The organism is Vibrio sp. Vb0598, assembly GCF_033338935.1.
Taxonomy (GTDB): Bacteria; Pseudomonadota; Gammaproteobacteria; order Enterobacterales; family Vibrionaceae; genus Vibrio; species Vibrio alginolyticus.
Genome location: NZ_JAWOTP010000002.1, coordinates 312861 through 332931 on the forward strand (window position 1 = coordinate 312861; position 20071 = coordinate 332931).

The window sequence follows — 20071 nt, forward strand, 5'->3', positions numbered from 1 at the left end:
TAAAACTTATTGTAGTACAAATAGAGTTATGAGGAGAGTAGTCTAGACGTTAGAAAATGATCAAACTTGAAAGGCTGAAAAAATGACTATTGATACTCTTGTTGTTCTTGCCTACTTCTTCTTCTTAGTTGCAATTGGTTGGATGTTCCGTAAGTTCACTACCTCGACCAGTGACTACTTCCGAGGGGGCGGTAAGATGTTATGGTGGATGGTAGGTGCTACCGCCTTCATGACGCAATTTTCAGCATGGACGTTTACAGGTGCCGCAGGACGCGCGTTCAACGACGGTTTCGTTGTTGTAATCCTATTCTTAGCCAACGCATTTGGCTACTTTATGAACTACCTCTATTTTGCTCCAAAGTTCCGCCAACTACGTGTAGTGACGGCGATTGAAGCAATTCGTCAACGTTTTGGTAAGACTTCAGAGCAGTTCTTCACTTGGGCTGGTATGCCAGACAGCTTGATCTCGGCCGGTATTTGGTTGAATGGTCTTGCGATTTTCGTGGCAGCGGTCTTCAACATTCCTATGGAAGCGACCATCATCGTTACGGGCTTAGTGCTAATGCTAATGGCGGTAACAGGCGGCTCTTGGGCGGTTGTTGCATCTGACTTTATGCAGATGCTGGTTATCATGGCAGTGACGATCACTTGTGCGGTGGCGGCATACTTCCATGGTGGCGGTATTGGCAACATCGTGTCGAACTTCCACGGCGACTTCATGCTGGGTAACAACCTGAACTACTTCAGTATCTTTATCCTTTGGGTTGTCTTCATCTTTGTTAAACAGTTCGGTGTCATGAACAACAGCATCAACGCTTACCGCTACTTATGTGCAAAAGACAGTGAAAACGCACGTAAAGCTGCAGGTCTTGCATGTGTGCTGATGATTGTTGGTCCTATCATCTGGTTCCTACCACCTTGGTACGTTGCGGCATTTATGCCTGATTTCGCAGAGCAATACGGCTCAGTAGGTGGTGATGCAGCATACCTAGCATTCGTACAAAACGTAATGCCAGCAGGTATGGTGGGTCTTCTGATGTCAGCAATGTTTGCGGCGACCATGTCTTCAATGGACTCTGGTCTTAACCGTAACGCGGGCATCTTTGTGATGAACTTCTACAGCCCGATTGTGCGTCCACAAGCGTCGCAAAAAGAACTGGTTATCGTGAGTAAAGCAACGACTATCGTGATGGGCTTCATCATCATTGGTATCGGTCTATTCATTAACTCACTACGTCACTTGAGCCTGTTCGATATCGTACTGAACGTCGGTGCATTAATTGGCTTCCCAATGCTGATTCCTGTACTACTTGGTATGTGGATTCGTAAGACGCCGGATTGGGCTGGTTGGGCAACACTGGTTGTTGGTGGCTTTGTTTCTTACATCTTCGGTATCTCACTACAAGCAGAAGATGTAGAGCGCCTATTCGGTCTAGAGCAAGCGTTTACAGGACGTGAGTGGGCAGATCTGAAAGTTGGCTTGAGCTTAGCGGCACACGTTATCTTCACCGGTGGTTTCTTCTTGCTGACAACGCGCTTCTACAAAGGTCTATCACCTGAACGTGAGAAAGAAGTGGACCAATTGTTCGAGAACTGGAATACGCCACTTGTGGCTGACAGCGAAGAGCAGCAGAACCTAGATACAAAACAGCGCGGCATGCTTGGTAAGCTTATCAGCGTAGCGGGCTTCGGTATCCTAGCTATGGCTCTAATTCCAAATGAATCATCTGGTCGACTACTGTTTATCTTGTGTGGTGCGATTGTTCTCTCGGTGGGTGTTCTATTGGTGAACGCAGCCCGAGGGCCTAAAAGCCCAAAGTTAGCTAACGCGAAAAGCTAACCAAAGTTAAAGACTCTCAATGAAAAATCCCGCGGTGTTAAAGCCGTGGGATTTTTTGATCAAGCTGACTGAGAAAGCGTGGCGCATCGTTTGTTGTTATTCGTTGTATTGGGGAACTCCCAATAAGTTGCGACTATATTCACATTAGAGTCGTCAGCCTAAAGCGAAAAAGCAATCTAACTTTCTTTGCATGCCGTGTTTACACTTTACACCCCAAACCTGATGCTTTGTCTATTTAAATAAATATGTGTGCCTTCTTAGCAAAGAAAAAGCATTAAATCAGACGTAGCTTTAATGAGGCGTACGCCAGAAATAGGAGAGAGGTTTTGAAGTGTGAGTGGAAAATATATAAGAGAATTGGAAGAGGCTGCCCTGCAAAACTTTAAAGGAGTGGCTAGGGTATCAAGGAGTGATGAGCGTTTGGGAAAAACAAAAAAGCCCAGCTACATTGGTTGCTGGGCTTATAGTTGCAACTGAGTGTGACTAAGCTTCTAGCTCTGCAAAGTAGTCGAAGATGACTGGAACGTCATTTTGACCAAGGCCTTTATCAACTGCCGCTTGTAGACTCTTAGAAGTGCCCTCTGCAATTAGGGAAGTTGTACCAAGCTCTTCGCATAGAGCAAGGAAGTAACCGAGGTCTTTGTTTGCGTTTGCGACAGAGAAGCCTAGTTTTTCTTCGCCATCTACGGCGTAAAACTTACAGAATTGCATAAATGGTGAGTTTGATGGTCCTGCAGACATGATGTCGAATAATTGTTGACCATCAACACCAGCACGTTTAGCAACAGCAAATGCCTGAGACATGGTTGCTACGGTTGTCATACCCATAAAGTTATTCACAAGCTTAGTTACGTGACCAGAGCCTAGTGCGCCAAGGTGGAATACGTTTTCACCTTGATCGTCCAGTACGGGCTTAACCTTATTGAATGTTTCGACGTCGCCTGCGGCCATGATGTTCAGTAAACCATCTTTTGCGTGGGCAGGTGTACGACCTAGAGGCGCATCAATCATACCAGCCCCTTTCTTAGCAAGGTCAGCGCCAATCTTCTTCGTTGAAGCTGGAATAGATGTACCGAAGTCGATGAGTGTTTTACCTTCTGACATGCCAGCTAGAACACCAGTGTCTCCGTAAACAACTTTTTCGACAACTTCAGATGTTGTTAGGCACAGCATCACGATATCACTTTTCTCTGCTAGCTCTTTACCTGAAGAAGCTTCAGAAGCGTTTCCACGAGCTAGTACTGCGTCAACAGCATCTTTATTGAGGTCCATTACAGCAACTTCGTAACCACGTTTCTGTAGGTTTTCAACCATGTTTCCGCCCATCAAGCCTAGGCCGATGAAACCAATGATAGGTTTAGTCATTTTAACTCCAAAAATACTATTGTATGATTATATTGCTTGTTAGTAATCATAATGACTATTGTGGCTTTTGCAATTGAAAATTATGAGCATAGCGGGCTTGGGATGAATTTTTTCTAAAAGTGAGATGTAAGTAAGGTTTGTGGGGGTTTTATTCATCAGTGTATATAAGAAAAGCGGATTCATCACGCTTCCATTTTATCGTGAACAAATCCTTTAGGAGGCTTAAATAACGTAAAAATAAGATTTATTGTAATACAAGTGATTTTGTTTCAGCTAGAGGAATACTGTCTATACCAAAAATGGGTGAAACGTTCCAGATGGGGTGAAAGGCGAGGTGGTATAAGGATAAGCCGCAGTACAAACATACTGCGGCCGTTATCAAATCAGTACTAAAGCGTACTTACTGATAGGTAAAAAGACTTATTGGTACTAAATGCCTAAAGCTTGACCACCACCAATTTGCAGTGTTTCTGCGGTAATGAATGATGCATCTTTACTTACCAGAAAAGAGATAGCAGAGGCGACTTCCTCTGGCTGGCCTAGGCGTCCAAGCATAATACTGTCTGCCCAAGAAGCAAATACTTCAGGCTTGGTTGCTTTGATTTGAGCATGGAATGGTGTATCGATAGTGCCAGGAGATACTGCATTGACACGAATTCCAGCCGGAGCTAACTCTTTAGCTAAAGCGCGAGTTAATGTATGAACGGCGGCTTTTGATGTACCGTAAATACCTGCACCTGGACCACCTGCATTCCAAGCAGCGTTTGAAGTGAAGTTGATAATTGATGCATTATCAGACTTTCTTAGAAATGGAATCGCTGCGCGTGATACGAAGAATGCACTATCGAGGTTTAAAGCCATGACTTTACGGAAAAAATCAGTTTCCATACCTTCAATAGGACTACGACCACCAAGACCACCTGCGTTATTAACGACAACATCGATTTTGCCGTATTTTTCACCAATAGCATTGATGTTTTCATCGACGGCATGTTCATCTGTAACGTCAAAACCGTAGTATTCAGCCTCAATTCCTGCGTTATGTAGTTTGGAGATACACTCCGAACCTTTTTCATCTTCAATGCCGTTTAGAATGACCGTGTATCCATCCTGACCAAGACGCTTTGCTACTTGGAAGCCGATACCGCCAGTAGCACCAGAAATAAATGCAATTTTAGTAGACATAATGGTGTTCTCTCATGTTTGTAGAGTTGGAAAGGATTTTTATTTAACATAGAGTATTATTGTAATACAAATAGTTTTAATAAACAGAGAAACACCAACAATGAGAAGTCGATCACGTACTTTCTTTAGATGCTGACTCATCCAGTGGCATATATCGACTTTACGGTCGTGCATGATTTGTATCTAGTCAGGATAATCGGGATATATAAACAATTGAGCTTATAGCTGCGGGCTTAGCTCGTTGGGCCGAGGTTTGTTGCAAGTAGAAAGAAAGCCGATTAACGGTGGGTCTTTGTTGCCAAACTTATGATTTCATTTAGGCTTGCCAAGTGATGGTTGGATAACTTTGTCGAGAGGTTGAGTTTTAAGCGGTTAGGGAACCTTTTTAGGATCTTAAGTCTTTCAAGGTCATTCTGAATAGCGAGGAACGAGCGTGATTTAGAATCTCTTGCCCGAGCACGCTGTTATGATATATGACGCCGTTTCGCCAAGCGTTATTTATCACCATTGTTCTGAAGAGTCGAGTTAGGACCTATTGGATAATGATTTTGACTAAGCTGAGATAAAAATGCCCGCTAAATCAGCGGGCACTTTTGTTTGCGTCATTAATGATGCATGTGTTTTTCCATGTGGCCTTGTTTCTCAACCGCCATTTCCACTTCAACCTTACCTGCGTTTTTAAAGGTTAATGTCATAGGGAAGCGGTCACCCTCTTTAAGAGTTTGTGTTGGGTTAAAAATCATTAAATGGAAGCTGCCTGGTTTAAACAACACAGATTCATTGGCTGGAACGCGCACTTCGTCAATCTTAATCATTTTCATCACACCATCTTCTTTCTTATGCGTGTGAATTTCGACATGCCCTGCGATTGGGCTTTCTGCTGCGATCAATGCATCTTCACTGTCACCGTGGTTGGTTAATTGAAAAAAACCACCGATAACAGGTGCGTTTGGTGGCGCTTCGCGGCTCCATGGATGGTCGATATGAATTTTTCCTGCTTCATAATCGTGCGCTAAACTCAGTGGGCTAGCGATGACAGCAATAAGCGCGATAGCGGCGGTTTTAAATGATTTAAGCATGTGTTTTTCCTTTTGAATGAATAGCTTCTCTGAATGGACAACAAACAGAGTCATCGTTATTTTTGAATAAAGTTGTTAATGATTAGATGCCTGTTAGGCAGGAAAAACACTCGGCGGAGAGTGCTTAGGCGCGATGTGTTTGTAAACGAGCTTATCGCATTTTGAAAAGTGATAAGTCGTCAGTGCACACTTTACTCGGCGCAGCCAATGGATGGTTGTCAGGTAAAGCCCAATCGCAACCAAAAGAAAGAATTGAACAGCTTGAAGAAGCGGGCATTCAAACTGAAAGCCGTCGTGTAAGTTAAGATCTTGGATGAGCTTAGAAGAAGATTGAGCGTTAGCCTCAATCAACGTATTGATATCCACCCATTTGAAACCATCTGCGGTACACAGTAAAACCTTTTCACTTTGGACTTTGTTGAGCCAAGTTGTGCTGTGAACTTGTGTAGGGTTAAGAGCGGCTGTGGACGCTAAATACAACTGAAACAACACCGCGATAATAACCGCAATAGCGTGCAAGCGATGGTGTTTGTGCTGTATTAGAGTGTTTTCCATACAATTGAGTGCTTATCTTCTTCGGCGCGGGATACTAACAAATTAACCAAACAATGTAATTATCAGTTTACTAAAAGGTGATGCAAGTGTGCGTTATTTGTTTTATTGTCTATTTTTAACGCTTTAATGTCTTGATTCGGCTGACATTCACAACCTCCAATTCAACTTGTCAGTCTTGCCTAGTCGCTTTTGAAGATACCGAATTAATCTCTCTTATATGTTACTGAAGCTTCGGTTAGTGGGTGTCGTGGTGGTGTTTTTACATGCTAGATTTGGCTGATATCGATTCAAAATGCCCACCGAATCTTCACTTGTTTTCCATTAACGGAATTATGACAGTAATTTAATAAAGGATACGGTATTCTGCGCTCCTTTGTACATGCCAGAAACGTCCGTCCTACTTAGTAGGAGGGGCGATTAATCTTAAGAAATTTCTCAAATGAAATACGAACAACAGATTGGATATCGATACCCTAAAGGTCGATTTGCCATGGTGAGTGTATACGCATTCACTGGTGCTGCGATTTTAGCATCGACTATTTTTTCTCTATTGCTATTTTTGTCTATCGACGAAAATCCGATGATGCAAACCTTATTTGGTGGTTTAGCGATCATTTTTGAAGCGGGTAAATTTTACGCTTGGTATGAATACGGTGAGCGCCGAGCCCATCGCAACTACACAGGAGCAGCAACCGCTCTCGTGTTTTATTTAGTCTTAGCTGCGATTTCCATTGGCGGTAGTATTGGTGGCATTAATAGTGCAACCAATAGTGCACAAAGTCATATTTCGGTAGAGCAGGCGAAAGTGGAAGCGTTTAATCGTCAGATTGCGGCAATCGATAAGCAGATTGAGCTCAACAATATGGCAGCGCAGAAATACATCGAGATGGAGCGTATCGCGACTGGTGTAACTCGCATTCAGGATCAAAACAAAACCTTACGTGAAGAGCAGCAACGCTTGGCTATGGAGCGTGATAGTTTACCGCCAGTCACGCAAGGATCAGTGATTGGTTTAATTGATAGTCTAGCTAACGCATTTGGTACCACCTCTCAGCAAGCTCAGCTTGGCTTGGTTATATTTCTTTCGATTCTGTTGGACTTCTTTGCTGCATTTTTTGTTGGCTTGATTGGTGAAGAGCAACGGTTCCGATATTTCTATCGCAGAAATGAGGGCATGATATTGAAAACAGTTCGCGATATAGACCCAGCGCCTGCGGGTTATCTTCCTCATATAAAAGAGGAAGAAGAGCAAGAAATACCAGTAGCGCCGGAGCCAGAAGAACCAAAGGAACCGAAAACCTTGTTAGAGCAAGTTAGCGATGCACTTAAAACGCATCAAATTACGTGCACCAAAAAAGCCGTTGCTAAACAGTTTAGGCTGTCTGCGGAAGAGGTAGACAAGGTATTTGAAGAATTGGCAGAGCTCGGTTTAGTGGGGAAAAAAGCCAACCACCATTATCATTGGATAGGTGAAGCAGAGACCGCATAATTGGTTATCTATTAAAGTTCGGAAAGAGCGTCAATCGGCGCTCTTTTTTTTGGGAGGGGGGGAGTTTCGCTATTAAAGTTAACTACAAGAAAGCGTATCAATCTTTATTGAGCTTTTTGGTTACGTCTTTCACCGTTTTCTTCTCTTTTTCCGGTGTCATTGCATCAACGGCTTTACCCGCCATCCCTTCATCTGGCAATTTGTCTTTTCCTGCATCAACTGCGGTATCTTTCAGTGCCTCTTTAGGCGTACAGCGACCCCCAACACCAACCACGGCTTTTGTCGCAGCGGCTTTAGCTGCCTTTTCTGCATCGCAGTCAGGATCCATAACGCTAGCTAAGCTCGTGGCTGAACCAAAAAACAAGATTAACAAAATGAGGTTGCGTTTTTTCATATTCGTCACCAATGTTGTGAAACATAGGTAAAGTGTAACGGAGAGAAAAGGCTTTGGCTGAGAATTTGTTGGTTTGAGCTTGGGAAGCAAAGTAAGGTGAAAAGAAAAAGTGCCACCGAAGTGACACTTTTTCTTAAGCGTAGAAGGGATTAGTTGTCGTAAACGTCTAACTCCACTTCACGGGCAATATTTTGGTCGTTAATGATCACACCTTCGACTTCGACACGAGCACCATTTAGGTTAAGTTCTTCAATGCCTTGGAAGCGTGTTTGTGCATCAATCACAACGGTGGTGTTACTTAGTACTTGATCAGCATCATTCTCACAATGCTCGATTTCAAATGTTCTTGCTTCAGCATCGTAGTTTGATACGTATCCTTCACATTCAAATTCTTTACCTTGCCATTGGTTGTTATCGTCAAAGTCTGGTTGCTCAAACTCAATAACGGTAGCGATGCGTTTGCCATTTTTCACGACAGACGTTACTTCCACTTCTTGGCCTTGTTTTAGGTTCGCTTTGCTGCCATCTTCAAATCGTGTTGCGTTATCGATGAAGAATGCACCTCGGTAGTTTAGTGAGAACTCACTGTAGTCATTTGCAACCCATGTGACGATGCCTTCCACATCGCTGTCATTGCTTATGACGTCGTAGCCTTCAACTTCTACCTCATTTGCCATGAAGATGCCGTTTTGCATTTCACCTTCTACTTCCACCCATTGGCCGATGCTAAGTTGGCTAATGTTGTCGTAAGATACGGTTATATTTGTACCAAGCTCAAACGTGCCAGCATTTTCATCGGTATTAGTAATGCGACCTTCCAGTTCGTAGTAGCTTCCAAGGGCTGGGTAATCGTTATCTACGTCGATTTCGACCACAGACAACACTCGATAACCCGCATCCGCAGTCGGCAAGGATGACACCATCACCCAGTCGTTGATCTCTATATCATCACTTAAACCGTCAAACTGCAGATCTACGCCGTTTACCGTAAATGTTTTCTTCACATAATCAATTGCTGTAACACGTCCAGTAATGGTTGGTTCAAGTGTGACTCGGACGCCATTGTCCGAAGCTTGCCGAATATCTGACCCCACGCGAACCACCATTTTTGGTTTTACATCGGCCAATTGCACTTGTGTGTCGTCATAAACCACCTCAGACACACGATACGTATGTCCATTGACGGTTAACGTGCTTTCTTCAGCGTTGACCGCTTCAACAGAGCCAATCGCTACACTTGGTTTCACTGTTGGTTGAGTTGGTGTGCTATCGCTATTGCTGCCACCACCTGAACCACCACAACCAGACAATGCCAAACCTACTACAGAAATAAGAGCGAGTTTTTTCATTGTATTAACCTCAATTTACGAGCGAGTTTAGGAAATTGCCTGTATCTTATTGGGCATATCGTGAAGAGATCGTGAAGAAATGTGATTTTATGAAAATTTTAATTGTAGATGACAACCATAACGTCTCGGAGACGATTGCAGACTATCTTGAGCTCGAAGGCATGATTATCGATTGTGCGTTTCATGGAGAGGCTGCGATTAAGTTAATCGAGGAAAATCATTACGATGTAATTATCATGGATATCATGATGCCGAAGCTCGATGGCATCAGTACGGTACAGAAGCTTCGACAAGATAAGTTATGTGGAACGCCAATTCTCTTCCTAACGGCAAAAGATACGCTAGATGACAAAATCGCGGCTTTTAAAGCGGGGGGAGATGACTATTTAATGAAGCCATTTGCGATGGAAGAGCTCAGTTTGCGTGTTCATGCTTTGGCTAATCGTGGTCCAAGACAAGATATCGGAACGCTCAAATTTGCAGATATTTGTTTAGATGCGCGTACAGGAAAAGTAACGAGAAAAGACAAAGAAATTAAGCTGAGTCGAATTCAAACTAAAATTTTAAAATTGCTCCTCCAACGTGCTCCAGCAGCGGTCTCGCGCACAGAAGTGATCGATAGTGTGTGGGGAGACGAACCACCTGGAAGTGATGCACTTCGTAGCCATATTTATGGTTTAAGAACCGCACTAGACAAAGGTTTTGAAGAATCACGATTAGAGACTATTCATGGACAAGGTTACCGACTTAAAGCATAACGAATATCCAAGCATTTATCGCAAGATCCGTTGGGGTTTTGGGGTCATGACGTTTGTGATGTTTACTCTTTTTTGGTCGCTGATTTATGTGGCAGAAAACAAACTTGAAGTGCTGAGTTTACATCACTGGCTTGATACTGAAGCGGCGCTTTATAGTGAGAATTTCGAGAAACAGGGCTGGGATGCGCCATTGCCAAACGTATTGGAGTTCAACTCATATTGGAGTGAAGCTCCGACACCGGATTGGTTGCTCTCTTTTACTTCGCCCGGTTTTTACGAATATCTGCTTGGTGAAGAAGACAAACACTTCGTCGTATTGAAACACCCCTCAGGGAAGGGGCTTATGTACATTGTATTTCAAGATGACTCCGATGATTACCTCGACGAATACGAAAGCTCGCTGCATCAGTTTACGCTACTGCTCGGTGGCTTATTTTCATTTGTTATGGTCGGGTATGGCATTTATATGGTGCGAATATTGTCTCGACCACTAGCGCAAATCGAAGAAAAAATTAGCCAAATGTCACCGGATCAACCCGCTTTCCAAGTTGAAACTAAGTTCAGCGAAACACGCCAGATAGAGCAAACTTTGCTGGATAATAAAAACGATATCGCGGGCTATTTCAAACGAGAGCAAGAATTTAGCCGTTTTGCATCGCATGAGTTGAGAACGCCAATCATGGTGATTAAAGGCTCAACAGACATTCTGACGCGTATTCCTGACCAACCTCGAGTTGCGCAAAAAGCCATCATGAGGATGCAGTCAGCTTGTGACGAAATGCGTGTACTGACAGAAGCGTTTCTCTTACTTGGTAAAGAGAAAATAGAGCCTCAGCATTACGGAGAGCATCAGCTTCTCACTTGTTTACAAAAACAGTTGGAAGAGCTAGCGCCTTTATTTGCCAAGCAAGATTCGAATTACGCTTTGCACGAACAACATAGTGGTGTAGTGAAGGCACCAGAGAGTTTTGTGACCATTGTTATCAACAATCTGATTAAAAACGCCTTTAGCTATAGTGTGGGAGATATTGAAATTGAGTTGAAAGGTCATGCGCTTAAGATCCTAAACCGTCACGATGGCAACGAGACGTACAACGCTGGTTATGGTTGTGGGCTTGTTATCGTACAACGAATATGTGAACGGATGGGGTGGGCGTTAGTACTGGACGATGATGGTATTCGATTTAGTGCAAAAGTGGAGTTCTGCTCTTAGCTTTGCGCGTATTGATTCAAGTGAGAATTAACGATCTGGATTTTTCTTGTCGTACGCATCTAACCCGCAGTCAAACAAGAAAAAACTGGAATTTGAATTAGACTGAAGTTAGTGAAGCGGAAACTCGAGGAACCGTTATGCTCTCTTATCAGGTCAGCCGAAATATTGAAATTAATAAGAATCAAAGTGAAATTATTGGCTATCTCAAGAACTTCAATAACTGGCCCAGCTGGTCACCATGGATCATTCTTGAACCAAGCTGCGAGCTGACATTCAGTGATAATCAGGGCCACGTTGGAGCTGGTTATCAATGGAATGGTCAGCGTATTGGGACTGGCGCGATTGTACTGGAAAGTACTCAAGAGCATCGATTAGATATGGAGCTGCATTTCTTTCGCCCAATCAAGAGCCATGGAAAGGTGACTCTAATCGTGACGCCGTCACAAAATGGCTGTTTAGTCGAATGGCAAATGCAATCTCGCGTCCCTTGGTATCTGTTCTTTCTGAAAAGTATGTTTAAGTCGATGATAGAGATGGATTATCAACGTGGGTTACGCATGCTCAAAAGTAAGCTTGAAACCGGAAGAGTGCATTCAGACTTAGTCGAAATAGGTAACCGAACGTTGCCTCAAATTCATTACATTGGGATCAAGGGTGTGGCTAGCTTGCAGGAATTAGGTTCGGTAATTGAGAAGCATGTTCAGCAACTAGAACAGTTAATTAGTGACGAAACCCTATCCGTGAATGGTGAATTGTTTTGTTATTACCAGTCGATGGATATGCAGAAAGGAACATTCGAGTTTATCACTTGCTTTCCTCTTCATAACTCAGTATCAGCGCCTCAAGGGGCGGTTACCGGTACCATTCCTGAGAGTGAAACATTTGTCGTTGAACACCGAGGTGAATATCAGTTTTTGGGAAATGCATGGGCTTTAGCGATGAACTTGGTTCGTCAGAGTGGTATGAAAGTCAAAACCAGTCCTTTAGGAATCGAACGCTATCTGAATAGCCCGAAGGAAACCACGGAAGAAGAGCTAAGAACGGAAATTATTTTGTTTAAGAAATGACAGGCGCAGGCGAGTAGGGTGTTTAGGTATCATACTGGTTATGCGAAATGTTATTAAAGAATAATAGCCTATCTGTTCCTACCCATAAAAATGCCTCAGCAATCGCTGAGGCATGGTTTTACAGGCCAACTTCTCTTGTTAGAGAATTATTGTGCACGGTATTTACCGCTGTTTAGTTCAATTTTAGACGCTTTTACCCGGCTGTCTGCATTTAGGTAGTCGCTAATACTTAGCAGATCTTGATCTTGAGATGCTTTTAACACCGCTGATTCCCCCTCTGCGAAGATAACTTCTAATTTTAACTCTTTGGCGACTGCTTTCGCTTCGTTAGGATTGTTTACGGTGATATAAACCAGCCCTGTGGCTTTGGATACGTTACTAAACGCATTCTTAAACACCTCATCACCCGCTTGAAGTTTTACGTCTTCAGATAGGGTTCTAACAGTGCCAGTTTGCACTTTTCGATAATCTTGGCCATTAATCTCAACCGCTTCTGATGGCACAAACAGTTCTGGTGCAGGTTGTTGAGAGAGCTGTTGCTCAGCGTATACACTCGACGTCATGATAACGAGAGCCAGCATAGAAAATGATTTGTATTTCATGTTATTGACTCCTTAGTGTCCAAATATGCGCATCGACCAGTTCTTAATAACACCGGGCTGAGCGTTGTTTGCCATCGGAACGTCATAGATGGTGGAAGAGTTGAAATATGCAATGTAAGAATAGACTTCATCGCCGTTCGTATCTATTGCTCGCAACGTCCATTCGCCTTTTGCATCTTCGCCATAAAATTGGTTAGACAACATTAATTGATCTTTGTAGCCTGTAATCGTTGGATCAAGAGATTGACCAACAAGACCATTGCGCGGTGTTTGCAAAACGGAACGAGTCCCTGATGGCGAAATGAGCTCGATAGCTAAGTCGGGCAGACGAGCGTGGTCCAGTGTCAATGTCACTTGAACGGATTCGACTGTCAGCTCATCGGCAATGGCGATACTTGAAGAACCACCAACTAGACTTGCATCGGGTACACTTACTTCTGTAGCGTTATTAACCCATGGCGTAATGACTTGAGTTGGCAAAACACGATTCGTCATCCGGGCACGTTGCATCGCTTCATCTAAATCTACAGCGCCGAAGCCATAAAAAGTATGGAAATCTACGCCTGCTGCATTTTTCTGCCAAGGGGCAATGGCCTCGTAGCTAACCTGTTCGCCTTTATGGTTAGTAAATTCAAGCTGTACGCCTGGATGCGCTTTATCCGTTACTTTTGCTGTCTCCGCTAGTAAAGCACGTACATCACGAGCAGAAAGTGCGTGGTTGGTTGACATGATTGCCGCGATGGCACCCGATGTGTTTGGCGCAGCCGATGAGGTTCCGTTCATCGTACTGGTATAGTTACAGTTCGGATCGAGCTCCGTTCCGCCGTGTAACCCATTAATGCCAAGGCCATCACTGGTATTTTGCCCTTCTTCACAACCCATTAAATCAGTGGTGACCATAGCAGGGAAATCTTGCCCATATTCACCTGCTGGTGCTGCAACCCACACGTTCGAACCCACAGATGAGTAACTCGCTCTCGTACCATCCGCTCGCAGTGCACTAGTGACTAAATTGAAGTAATTGGCGTTATCATAAGACTGAGCAGAGTTGTGCATCGGTAAGCCTTGATTGTCTCCACCAGCAAAGAAGTTACTTGGCAATACGAAGAATCGCCCTGCATTGAAATAACGGTAACCATTACCTGCTGACTTTACAAATACAGCACCTCGACCCCAGGCGTTACTCTCGCTGACGTTTTTCATCACGTCCATTTCAAGTTTTAGTTGAGGGTCGCTTTCATCAAAAGTAATCGGGTTTATAGGGCTGAAACCGTAACTTTGGTTAAATACGCGAACATCACGTGTTGCTGGGTCCATGCCATGGGAGATTAACCAACCTTCTAATGTCTGGTTGGCTAACCAGTTAAAACCAATGAGGGAAGAGTGAGAAGCGACACCGCGTCCGCCTTCACCGTTGTTGCCGACGGCGCTAATCAAACCGGCTACAGCAGTGCCATGACCATTAGTATCAACCGGATAACTTGGTGGGAATGAAGAGTCTTCGACGAAGTTTCTGCTACCTGTAACTATATTACCTGCAAGGTCGGGGTGATCGATCTGCACTCCAGAATCAATGACGGCAACTTTCACACCAACACCTGCAATCCCCATTGCCTGAGTGAGCTTAGTGTTTAAGTCGTTCCCAGCAACAGCAGGATTAGCCGCAAACGCAGTTTGCCCCGTGTTGTCTAAGTGCCATTGTTCAGAATAGAGTGGATCAAACGCCGAGACGGCAGGTGCAATGCCTACTGCCAACATAGCAGCAAATAGGCGATTAATGCGTATTTCCATTTTTGACCTCATGTCTTTGTTTGGAATTTTTTAGTTCCTGTTTCATATTCCGCTAACAGGAACAAACAAAGCTAACGACAAAGAATAAGGACGAAAACCATTTACAACTTGTTTACATTAAAAGTTCGATGGACAACATAAGTCTTTGTTAATTTACTGAAACCATGAGGTTTTTATATGTCGCATCGAGCATGCGTGAAAAGTGAAAAGCAGAAAATACGAGTGTACCGTCTGCTTCAAGAGGGGAGTTATTTAGTTGAAGCGGGTTGAATAGTTGCCATTGGTTTCTTAGATTCGGCTTTTTCCTTAGGCAGCACGTTATCAATCCACTTTTTAATGTACAACTTATCGAATTCTTTATCACACCACTTTTTGTTTAATCCACGTCGATTGAACTCAGCACCAATCGCCACTTTGGTTTGGTTGGTTGCACGGTTGTAGTAGAGAGTTTCACATAGTTGAGTGTTACTCATTTGCTGGGCATATACATTGACACTGCTGCTGCGCATTCCCAGTTGAGATGCTTGCTGATTACTACACGCCATAAGAAATAGAGGCGCAAAAGTAATAATGATTAGATTTTTTTTCATGTGTGCTTTTTTATGATGTAGGATGAATGATGAACTGGTTTCTACCAGCTTGCTTCGCATCATACAAAGCTTGGTCTGCCAAGAAAAACCACTGATCCCATTCTTGTTTAATTGTTTGTGCCGACAGTTTGTCCACTGCTCCAAGGGAAATTGTCGCGCTTAATGGTTTAGAGTCAACCACCAATGGCGTGTTTTCAACAGTATATCTCAATCGCTCCAAAAACTTAGTGCAATCTTCGGCTCGCTGTACTTCGAATAATAGGACAAACTCTTCTCCACCCCAACGAATGAGTAGGTCACCAGAGCGGGTGGATTCGTTAAATAGCGTGGCAATATGAGTCAGCATTTTATCGCCAATATCGTGTCCATATTGATCATTAAAGGTTTTGAAATGATCGACATCTAAAACGGCTAAGGCAAATGTTCTATCTGGGCTTCTACGAGCCATTTTGTCCAACCAAATGTGAAGATAGCGACGGTTATGCAGTTGAGTTAATGGATCGGTAGTATTTTCTTGAGTGAGTGCTTTATTAATACGTCTAACGCGCAGTACGTAACGAAAACCAACGACTCCAATTGCCGCAATAGCGATAAAGTAGAACATTTCTCGATAGCGCTGTGAACGCAGTTCAGAGGCTTGTAGCGCATTTTTTGTTTCTAGCAATTTGAGTTCTTTCTGGGCTAACTTAGCTTCGAGGTCAAACTTAATGTTAATCATCTCTTCACCATGAATATGATGAGAAAACTCAGCCTCTAGCTCTCTTAATTGGGTTAAATAATGAAAAGCCGCTTCATAGTCATTAAGAATTTGATGAGCGTTTACCAGTACCGAAAGCATATCAATACGCTGACGCAGCTCTAATTCACTGGTTGATTTGGTTTGTTCTAGAACGTTAAGTGCTGTTGTAATAGCTTTATCGTATTGTTTGTTTGCGAGGTAAGCCTCTGCAAATGCCTCGTAACAAGACGTTTTTAGCATTTCTAGATTTTTGGGAATGGGCAGGTCTACGCAACGCTGTGCGACCATTAATGCATCATCAATTTTTCCTACCGAGCTCAACATTTGTGAAAAGCTGGATAAAGAGTGGTGCTTGACTGTGTCCGACCCCGTTTGCATTGAAAGTCGAATGGCTTCATTGAAATAATATTCCGCTTTTTTGTTATCTCCGAGGCTCGAGTGAACGATGCTAAGGTTTGCGTAGATAACCCCCATAAAAAAGCTATTATCGTATTGATATTCGCTCTCTAGGTAAGTGTCGAGAGCTTGCGTTAGGTAACTGTTGGCCCGAGCCCAATCTGATGCATCGATGTAGACCGTCCCAATGTTGTTCAGTGTCATCGCGACTTGTATTTCAAATACTGTTTTTTCTAATAACTCATAGGCATTGCGATAATATTTTAGGCCACTGCGTAGTTGATTTCGAGATACTTCTAGATTGCCTAACCAGCGGTAAGCACGGCCTTCTAATGCTAGATAACCAAGATCACGGGCTGTAGAAACAACGTCATGGAGTAACAATTCTGCGTTCCAGTTATCGTCTTGCTCAATCATTGTTACAGCCTTATTGAGCTGTGCTTCAGCGACGACCCATTCCAAATGGTGCTTTTTACCGAATTCGATTAAATCGGGCATATCTTTCGGTAATGGAACACCTTCGTAACGCTTAAGGTACTTTCGTGCAAAGTAATACAGAGCAAGAGACTCTGCTGATGCATTCTGTGGCGTATTTAACTCATCTTTTTGAATTGATCGCGGCTTACCCATCGAGCGAAAGTAGAGTTTTAACATGGGCTTGCTTTCTGCTGAAATGTGTTCTTCCAGATAAGCTTGCTTTTCGGTACTCGCCAGTACGTTGGTCGGATGCAAGAAAAGTCCAAGTGCAGTACAAAGTGCGCAAGCCAGTTTTTTAATTGAGAAGTGCATGAGCGTATTAATAAAATGTGATCTCTTAACCGAATACCAGTTAAGTCTACCATTTCTTGTTGGTTAAGTGCGGATGGATTCCCAGTAGTAAAGTGTTTTGGGAGTGAGAGACGAGAAGGCTCTCTATAATATTATGATTTATAAAACAAAATCTATTGAAAACTTATGCAATGATTAGACGATGGTATAGACAAGGTAACGATGACAGGTAGGCGAGCATATTGGGTGGACTCAATCTAATGATTTAAGCCGCGGATTCATCGCTCAAAATCAGGGCGAAGTGTAAAAAATTACGTTTCTGTCATAAATATTTAATGTTTGTATGGGTTGTTAAAAAACTGGATATTAGACATAGTGTTATTAAGCCAATAAAAAATGGCTTTTATAATAAATAGGAGATTAACTATGCATAATGAAATGATTCAACCTTCGCACTTCGGTATTATCGGCCGGACCTGCATCGCTTCAGTACTTATGATTGCGGGTGTTTTCGCTCTTATTTAAGAGTCAAGGGTAACGATGATTACCTTTTAAAGAGTAAGAAAATTCAGGGAATCACCTTAACCTTGTGTAAGGTATTCCCCTGAAAATCCAAGCTAGTCTTTAGTTATTAGCTGAAGAAGCTAAAAATCAATGCACTTACCGCCACAATGCCTGCTGCTAGAACAAAGTAAGTAGAGATATTTCCTCGATATTGTTTCATCGCCTCGATTTTATACACCGCTAACATTGGCATAATAAATAAGATCATTGCAATAACAGGCCCTGACAATGCTTCCATCATACCAAGAATACTTGGGTTCATGATCGCCGCCGCCCAGATTGAGAAGAACAGTGCTGCCACGCTGATACGATCAACACGCTTCTCAGATAGGTTAAAATGCTTGGTAATTAAACCATTTAAGCTTTCACGCGCACCTAAAAAATGCCCAAGGAAAGATGAAGTGATAGCAACAAACGCTACTAAAGGACCAAGTGTTGCAATAAATGGATTATCGGTTGCGTTCGCTAAGTAAGACAATACGGATACGTTTTGTTCTTTTGCTTGAGCCAATTGTTCAGGTGACAGTGTTAGCACACAGGAAAATACAAAAATAAGAACAAAGGCAATCAGCATGATGCTAGTGCGACGAAGAATAACTTCGGATTTGGCATCTGCCTGCTTACCGTAATGGCGACGTTGTACATTTGCAAAGCTTGAAATTGCAGCTGCGTGACTAAACGAGAAAATCACTACAGGAACTGCTAACCACATAGTGCTAGCAAAAGCTGACGCTTCTGGCACATCCATGACAGGCATGGTCCAGTTCGGTATTAAGTAAAATGATAGAAAGGCAAGAATGGCAACAAGTGGGAACACCATAATGGCAAAGGCCCGTAGCATTACTTTTTCACCCGCCATCATAATAGCAATTAGTGCAAACACTAGTACGCCAGAAAGCAAAGGTCTAGGTAAAGAAGCCATATCAGCCTGATTTACCATGAAGCTATCTACTGTGTTTGTTATTCCAACACCATATATCAACAGGATCGGGAAGATCGAAAGAAAATACAGCAGTGAAATAGAACGGCCTGCTTTTGCGCCGAAGTGCTCTTCCACTACATCAGTGAAGTCTGCGTTTTTGATCTTAGAAGATAGTACAAAACGAGCTAAGCCACGGTGCGCAAGATAGGTCATTGGAAAAGCAAGTACTGCCATCGCGACTAAAGGCCAAAAACCACCAATCCCAAGGTTAATTGGCAGAAACAGGATGCCTGCGCCAACGGCTGTTCCAAATAGGCTAAGAACCCAATGTGTATCATGTTTTGACCAAGCTGTGGTTGTGTTTATTTCACTAGGATTTAAGGCATTTCGAGATTCTTTCACTTTAAAACTCGCTTTTATAAAAATAATAATGCTGAAAATGGTAAAGGTTTTAGTGTTTATTATCACACGCGAAGCTTGGTGAATAATGCTGTGAATTTGGGGTGGTTGTAAATTATCCAACTATGAATTTTTCAATTAACCAGAATAAAGTTCTTAAATTTAATACGTTCAATGGTTGTATGTGTTGAAATTTTCATCTTGTGTGGTTTTTGATTTTGCGGTTAAAACTTAATCACGGATGTATGTTCTAAGTGAGTTAGGCCTAATTTTCAGGAAGAATATTACATTTCTTAAGCACTTAATTGAGATGTTTGTGTCCCGTCATTTAGATGAGATTTAGGTATACTGCTGCCATTCATGTTAAAGAAGGAGTCATTGAATGGACATCTTGTCTGCGCAAAAAGAGGACTTATTTGCCATATATAAGCTCGAAAATACTTTATTTGGAGAACACGCCTATCCTCAATTTTTCTTTCGGCAAGCTTTTGATTGTTGGGGAGAGAGCTTACTGGTAGCAAAAGAGGGAGAGCAGGTCGCAGGGTATATATTGCTAACGACTAGCACAAATGCACATCAATATTGGATCATGTCATTGGCCGTCGATATTCAACATAGAGGTAAAGGTATTGCGCGTTCCCTCCTAGAAAACGTTATTGCGCCGTTGACGTTAGGCTCAAGCGTGAAATTGACTGTCGATCCTAAGAACCAACCTGCATTGTCTTTATACCTCTCCCTTGGCTTTAAAACGTTAGAAGAAGAAGCGCATTATTTTGGTGACGAAGAATCCAGGTTAGTTATGGAATTAGTAAAGTAATACTGCACGATAATGACCGAAATTTGCACACAATCAGTGCGTAGCATTGCGTTGCTATAATTGGTTTTATGCTAACCTTTTGTATATTAAGGGTTTTTAATCTTGGCACCTCACTTGCTTTACATAAACGTTCATCGTTAACTCGATGCGCCGCTTTCCCTTAGCAGGCGGTTAAGCGGATAGGGTATT

At 42.8% G+C, this 20071-nt stretch carries 17 protein-coding genes; 6 read left to right on the forward strand and 11 right to left on the reverse strand.

Annotated elements, in window-relative coordinates; genetic code table 11:
- Positions 1–82 precede the first annotated feature (82 nt).
- The gene (locus R7Q38_RS03875; protein WP_225473153.1) at positions 83–1840 is read left to right on the forward strand and encodes a sodium:solute symporter family protein; all 1758 of its coding nucleotides are present in this window, start codon (positions 83–85) and stop codon (positions 1838–1840) included.
- Between the two features lie 483 nt (positions 1841–2323).
- On the opposite strand, the gene R7Q38_RS03880 is transcribed toward R7Q38_RS03875, so the two are convergent.
- The 4 genes from R7Q38_RS03880 to R7Q38_RS03895 form a co-directional block, all read right to left on the reverse strand.
- Positions 2324–3220, reverse strand: coding sequence for an NAD(P)-dependent oxidoreductase (locus R7Q38_RS03880; RefSeq protein WP_372051950.1), 897 nt, complete (start codon positions 3218–3220; stop codon positions 2324–2326).
- Positions 3221–3634: 414 nt separating this feature from the next.
- A complete protein-coding gene (locus tag R7Q38_RS03885) occupies positions 3635–4390 on the reverse strand; it encodes an SDR family NAD(P)-dependent oxidoreductase (protein WP_137282568.1) in 756 nt (251 codons plus the stop codon).
- A gap of 605 nt (positions 4391–4995) precedes the next feature.
- Complete coding sequence (locus tag R7Q38_RS03890) at positions 4996–5469, reverse strand: copper chaperone PCu(A)C (protein WP_053349958.1); 474 nt, start codon at positions 5467–5469, stop codon at positions 4996–4998.
- A 93-nt stretch (positions 5470–5562) separates the two neighbouring features.
- Entirely contained in the window at positions 5563–6024 is a 462-nt protein-coding gene (locus tag R7Q38_RS03895; RefSeq protein WP_053349957.1) for a hypothetical protein, read from the reverse strand.
- Between the two features lie 439 nt (positions 6025–6463).
- Here R7Q38_RS03895 and R7Q38_RS03900 point away from each other — a divergent pair, with 439 nt between their 5' ends.
- Entirely contained in the window at positions 6464–7513 is a 1050-nt protein-coding gene (locus R7Q38_RS03900; RefSeq protein ID WP_206949039.1) for a Preprotein translocase subunit SecY, read from the forward strand.
- 97 nt (positions 7514–7610) lie between these two features.
- On the opposite strand, the gene R7Q38_RS03905 is transcribed toward R7Q38_RS03900, so the two are convergent.
- Entirely contained in the window at positions 7611–7907 is a 297-nt protein-coding gene (locus R7Q38_RS03905) for a hypothetical protein (RefSeq protein WP_017634219.1), read from the reverse strand.
- A gap of 149 nt (positions 7908–8056) precedes the next feature.
- The gene (locus tag R7Q38_RS03910; protein WP_132936402.1) at positions 8057–9256 is read right to left on the reverse strand and encodes a DUF5666 domain-containing protein; all 1200 of its coding nucleotides are present in this window, start codon (positions 9254–9256) and stop codon (positions 8057–8059) included.
- 89 nt (positions 9257–9345) lie between these two features.
- On the opposite strand from R7Q38_RS03910, the gene R7Q38_RS03915 reads away from it, so the two are divergent.
- From R7Q38_RS03915 to R7Q38_RS03925, 3 genes are all read left to right on the forward strand, one after another.
- Complete coding sequence (locus R7Q38_RS03915) at positions 9346–10014, forward strand: response regulator transcription factor (protein WP_025767686.1); 669 nt, start codon at positions 9346–9348, stop codon at positions 10012–10014.
- Positions 9986–11227: a sensor histidine kinase gene (locus tag R7Q38_RS03920; protein ID WP_239938845.1), complete on the forward strand. Its 1242-nt coding sequence runs from the start codon at positions 9986–9988 to the stop codon at positions 11225–11227. Before R7Q38_RS03915 ends, R7Q38_RS03920 begins: the two co-directional genes overlap by 29 nt.
- A 137-nt stretch (positions 11228–11364) precedes the next feature.
- Positions 11365–12294 carry an SRPBCC family protein gene (locus R7Q38_RS03925; protein WP_136976422.1) on the forward strand — a complete coding sequence of 310 codons (930 nt, stop codon included), beginning with the start codon at positions 11365–11367 and terminating at the stop codon, positions 12292–12294.
- 146 nt (positions 12295–12440) lie between these two features.
- Here R7Q38_RS03925 and R7Q38_RS03930 read toward each other — a convergent pair whose 3' ends face one another.
- From R7Q38_RS03930 to R7Q38_RS03950, 5 genes are all read right to left on the reverse strand, one after another.
- A complete protein-coding gene (locus R7Q38_RS03930; protein WP_025767689.1) occupies positions 12441–12896 on the reverse strand; it encodes a hypothetical protein in 456 nt (151 codons plus the stop codon).
- 12 nt (positions 12897–12908) lie between these two features.
- Complete coding sequence (locus R7Q38_RS03935) at positions 12909–14687, reverse strand: S8 family peptidase (protein WP_031781132.1); 1779 nt, start codon at positions 14685–14687, stop codon at positions 12909–12911.
- Between the two features lie 248 nt (positions 14688–14935).
- A complete protein-coding gene (locus R7Q38_RS03940) occupies positions 14936–15277 on the reverse strand; it encodes a hypothetical protein (RefSeq protein WP_136976420.1) in 342 nt (113 codons plus the stop codon).
- 10 nt (positions 15278–15287) lie between these two features.
- The gene (locus R7Q38_RS03945; protein ID WP_136976419.1) at positions 15288–17201 is read right to left on the reverse strand and encodes a tetratricopeptide repeat-containing diguanylate cyclase; all 1914 of its coding nucleotides are present in this window, start codon (positions 17199–17201) and stop codon (positions 15288–15290) included.
- 610 nt (positions 17202–17811) lie between these two features.
- The gene (locus R7Q38_RS03950; protein WP_065275627.1) at positions 17812–19068 is read right to left on the reverse strand and encodes an aromatic amino acid transport family protein; all 1257 of its coding nucleotides are present in this window, start codon (positions 19066–19068) and stop codon (positions 17812–17814) included.
- 379 nt (positions 19069–19447) lie between these two features.
- Between R7Q38_RS03950 and R7Q38_RS03955 the strand changes: the two genes are divergently transcribed.
- A complete protein-coding gene (locus tag R7Q38_RS03955; protein ID WP_005375870.1) occupies positions 19448–19882 on the forward strand; it encodes a GNAT family N-acetyltransferase in 435 nt (144 codons plus the stop codon).
- Positions 19883–20071: the final 189 nt, after the last annotated feature.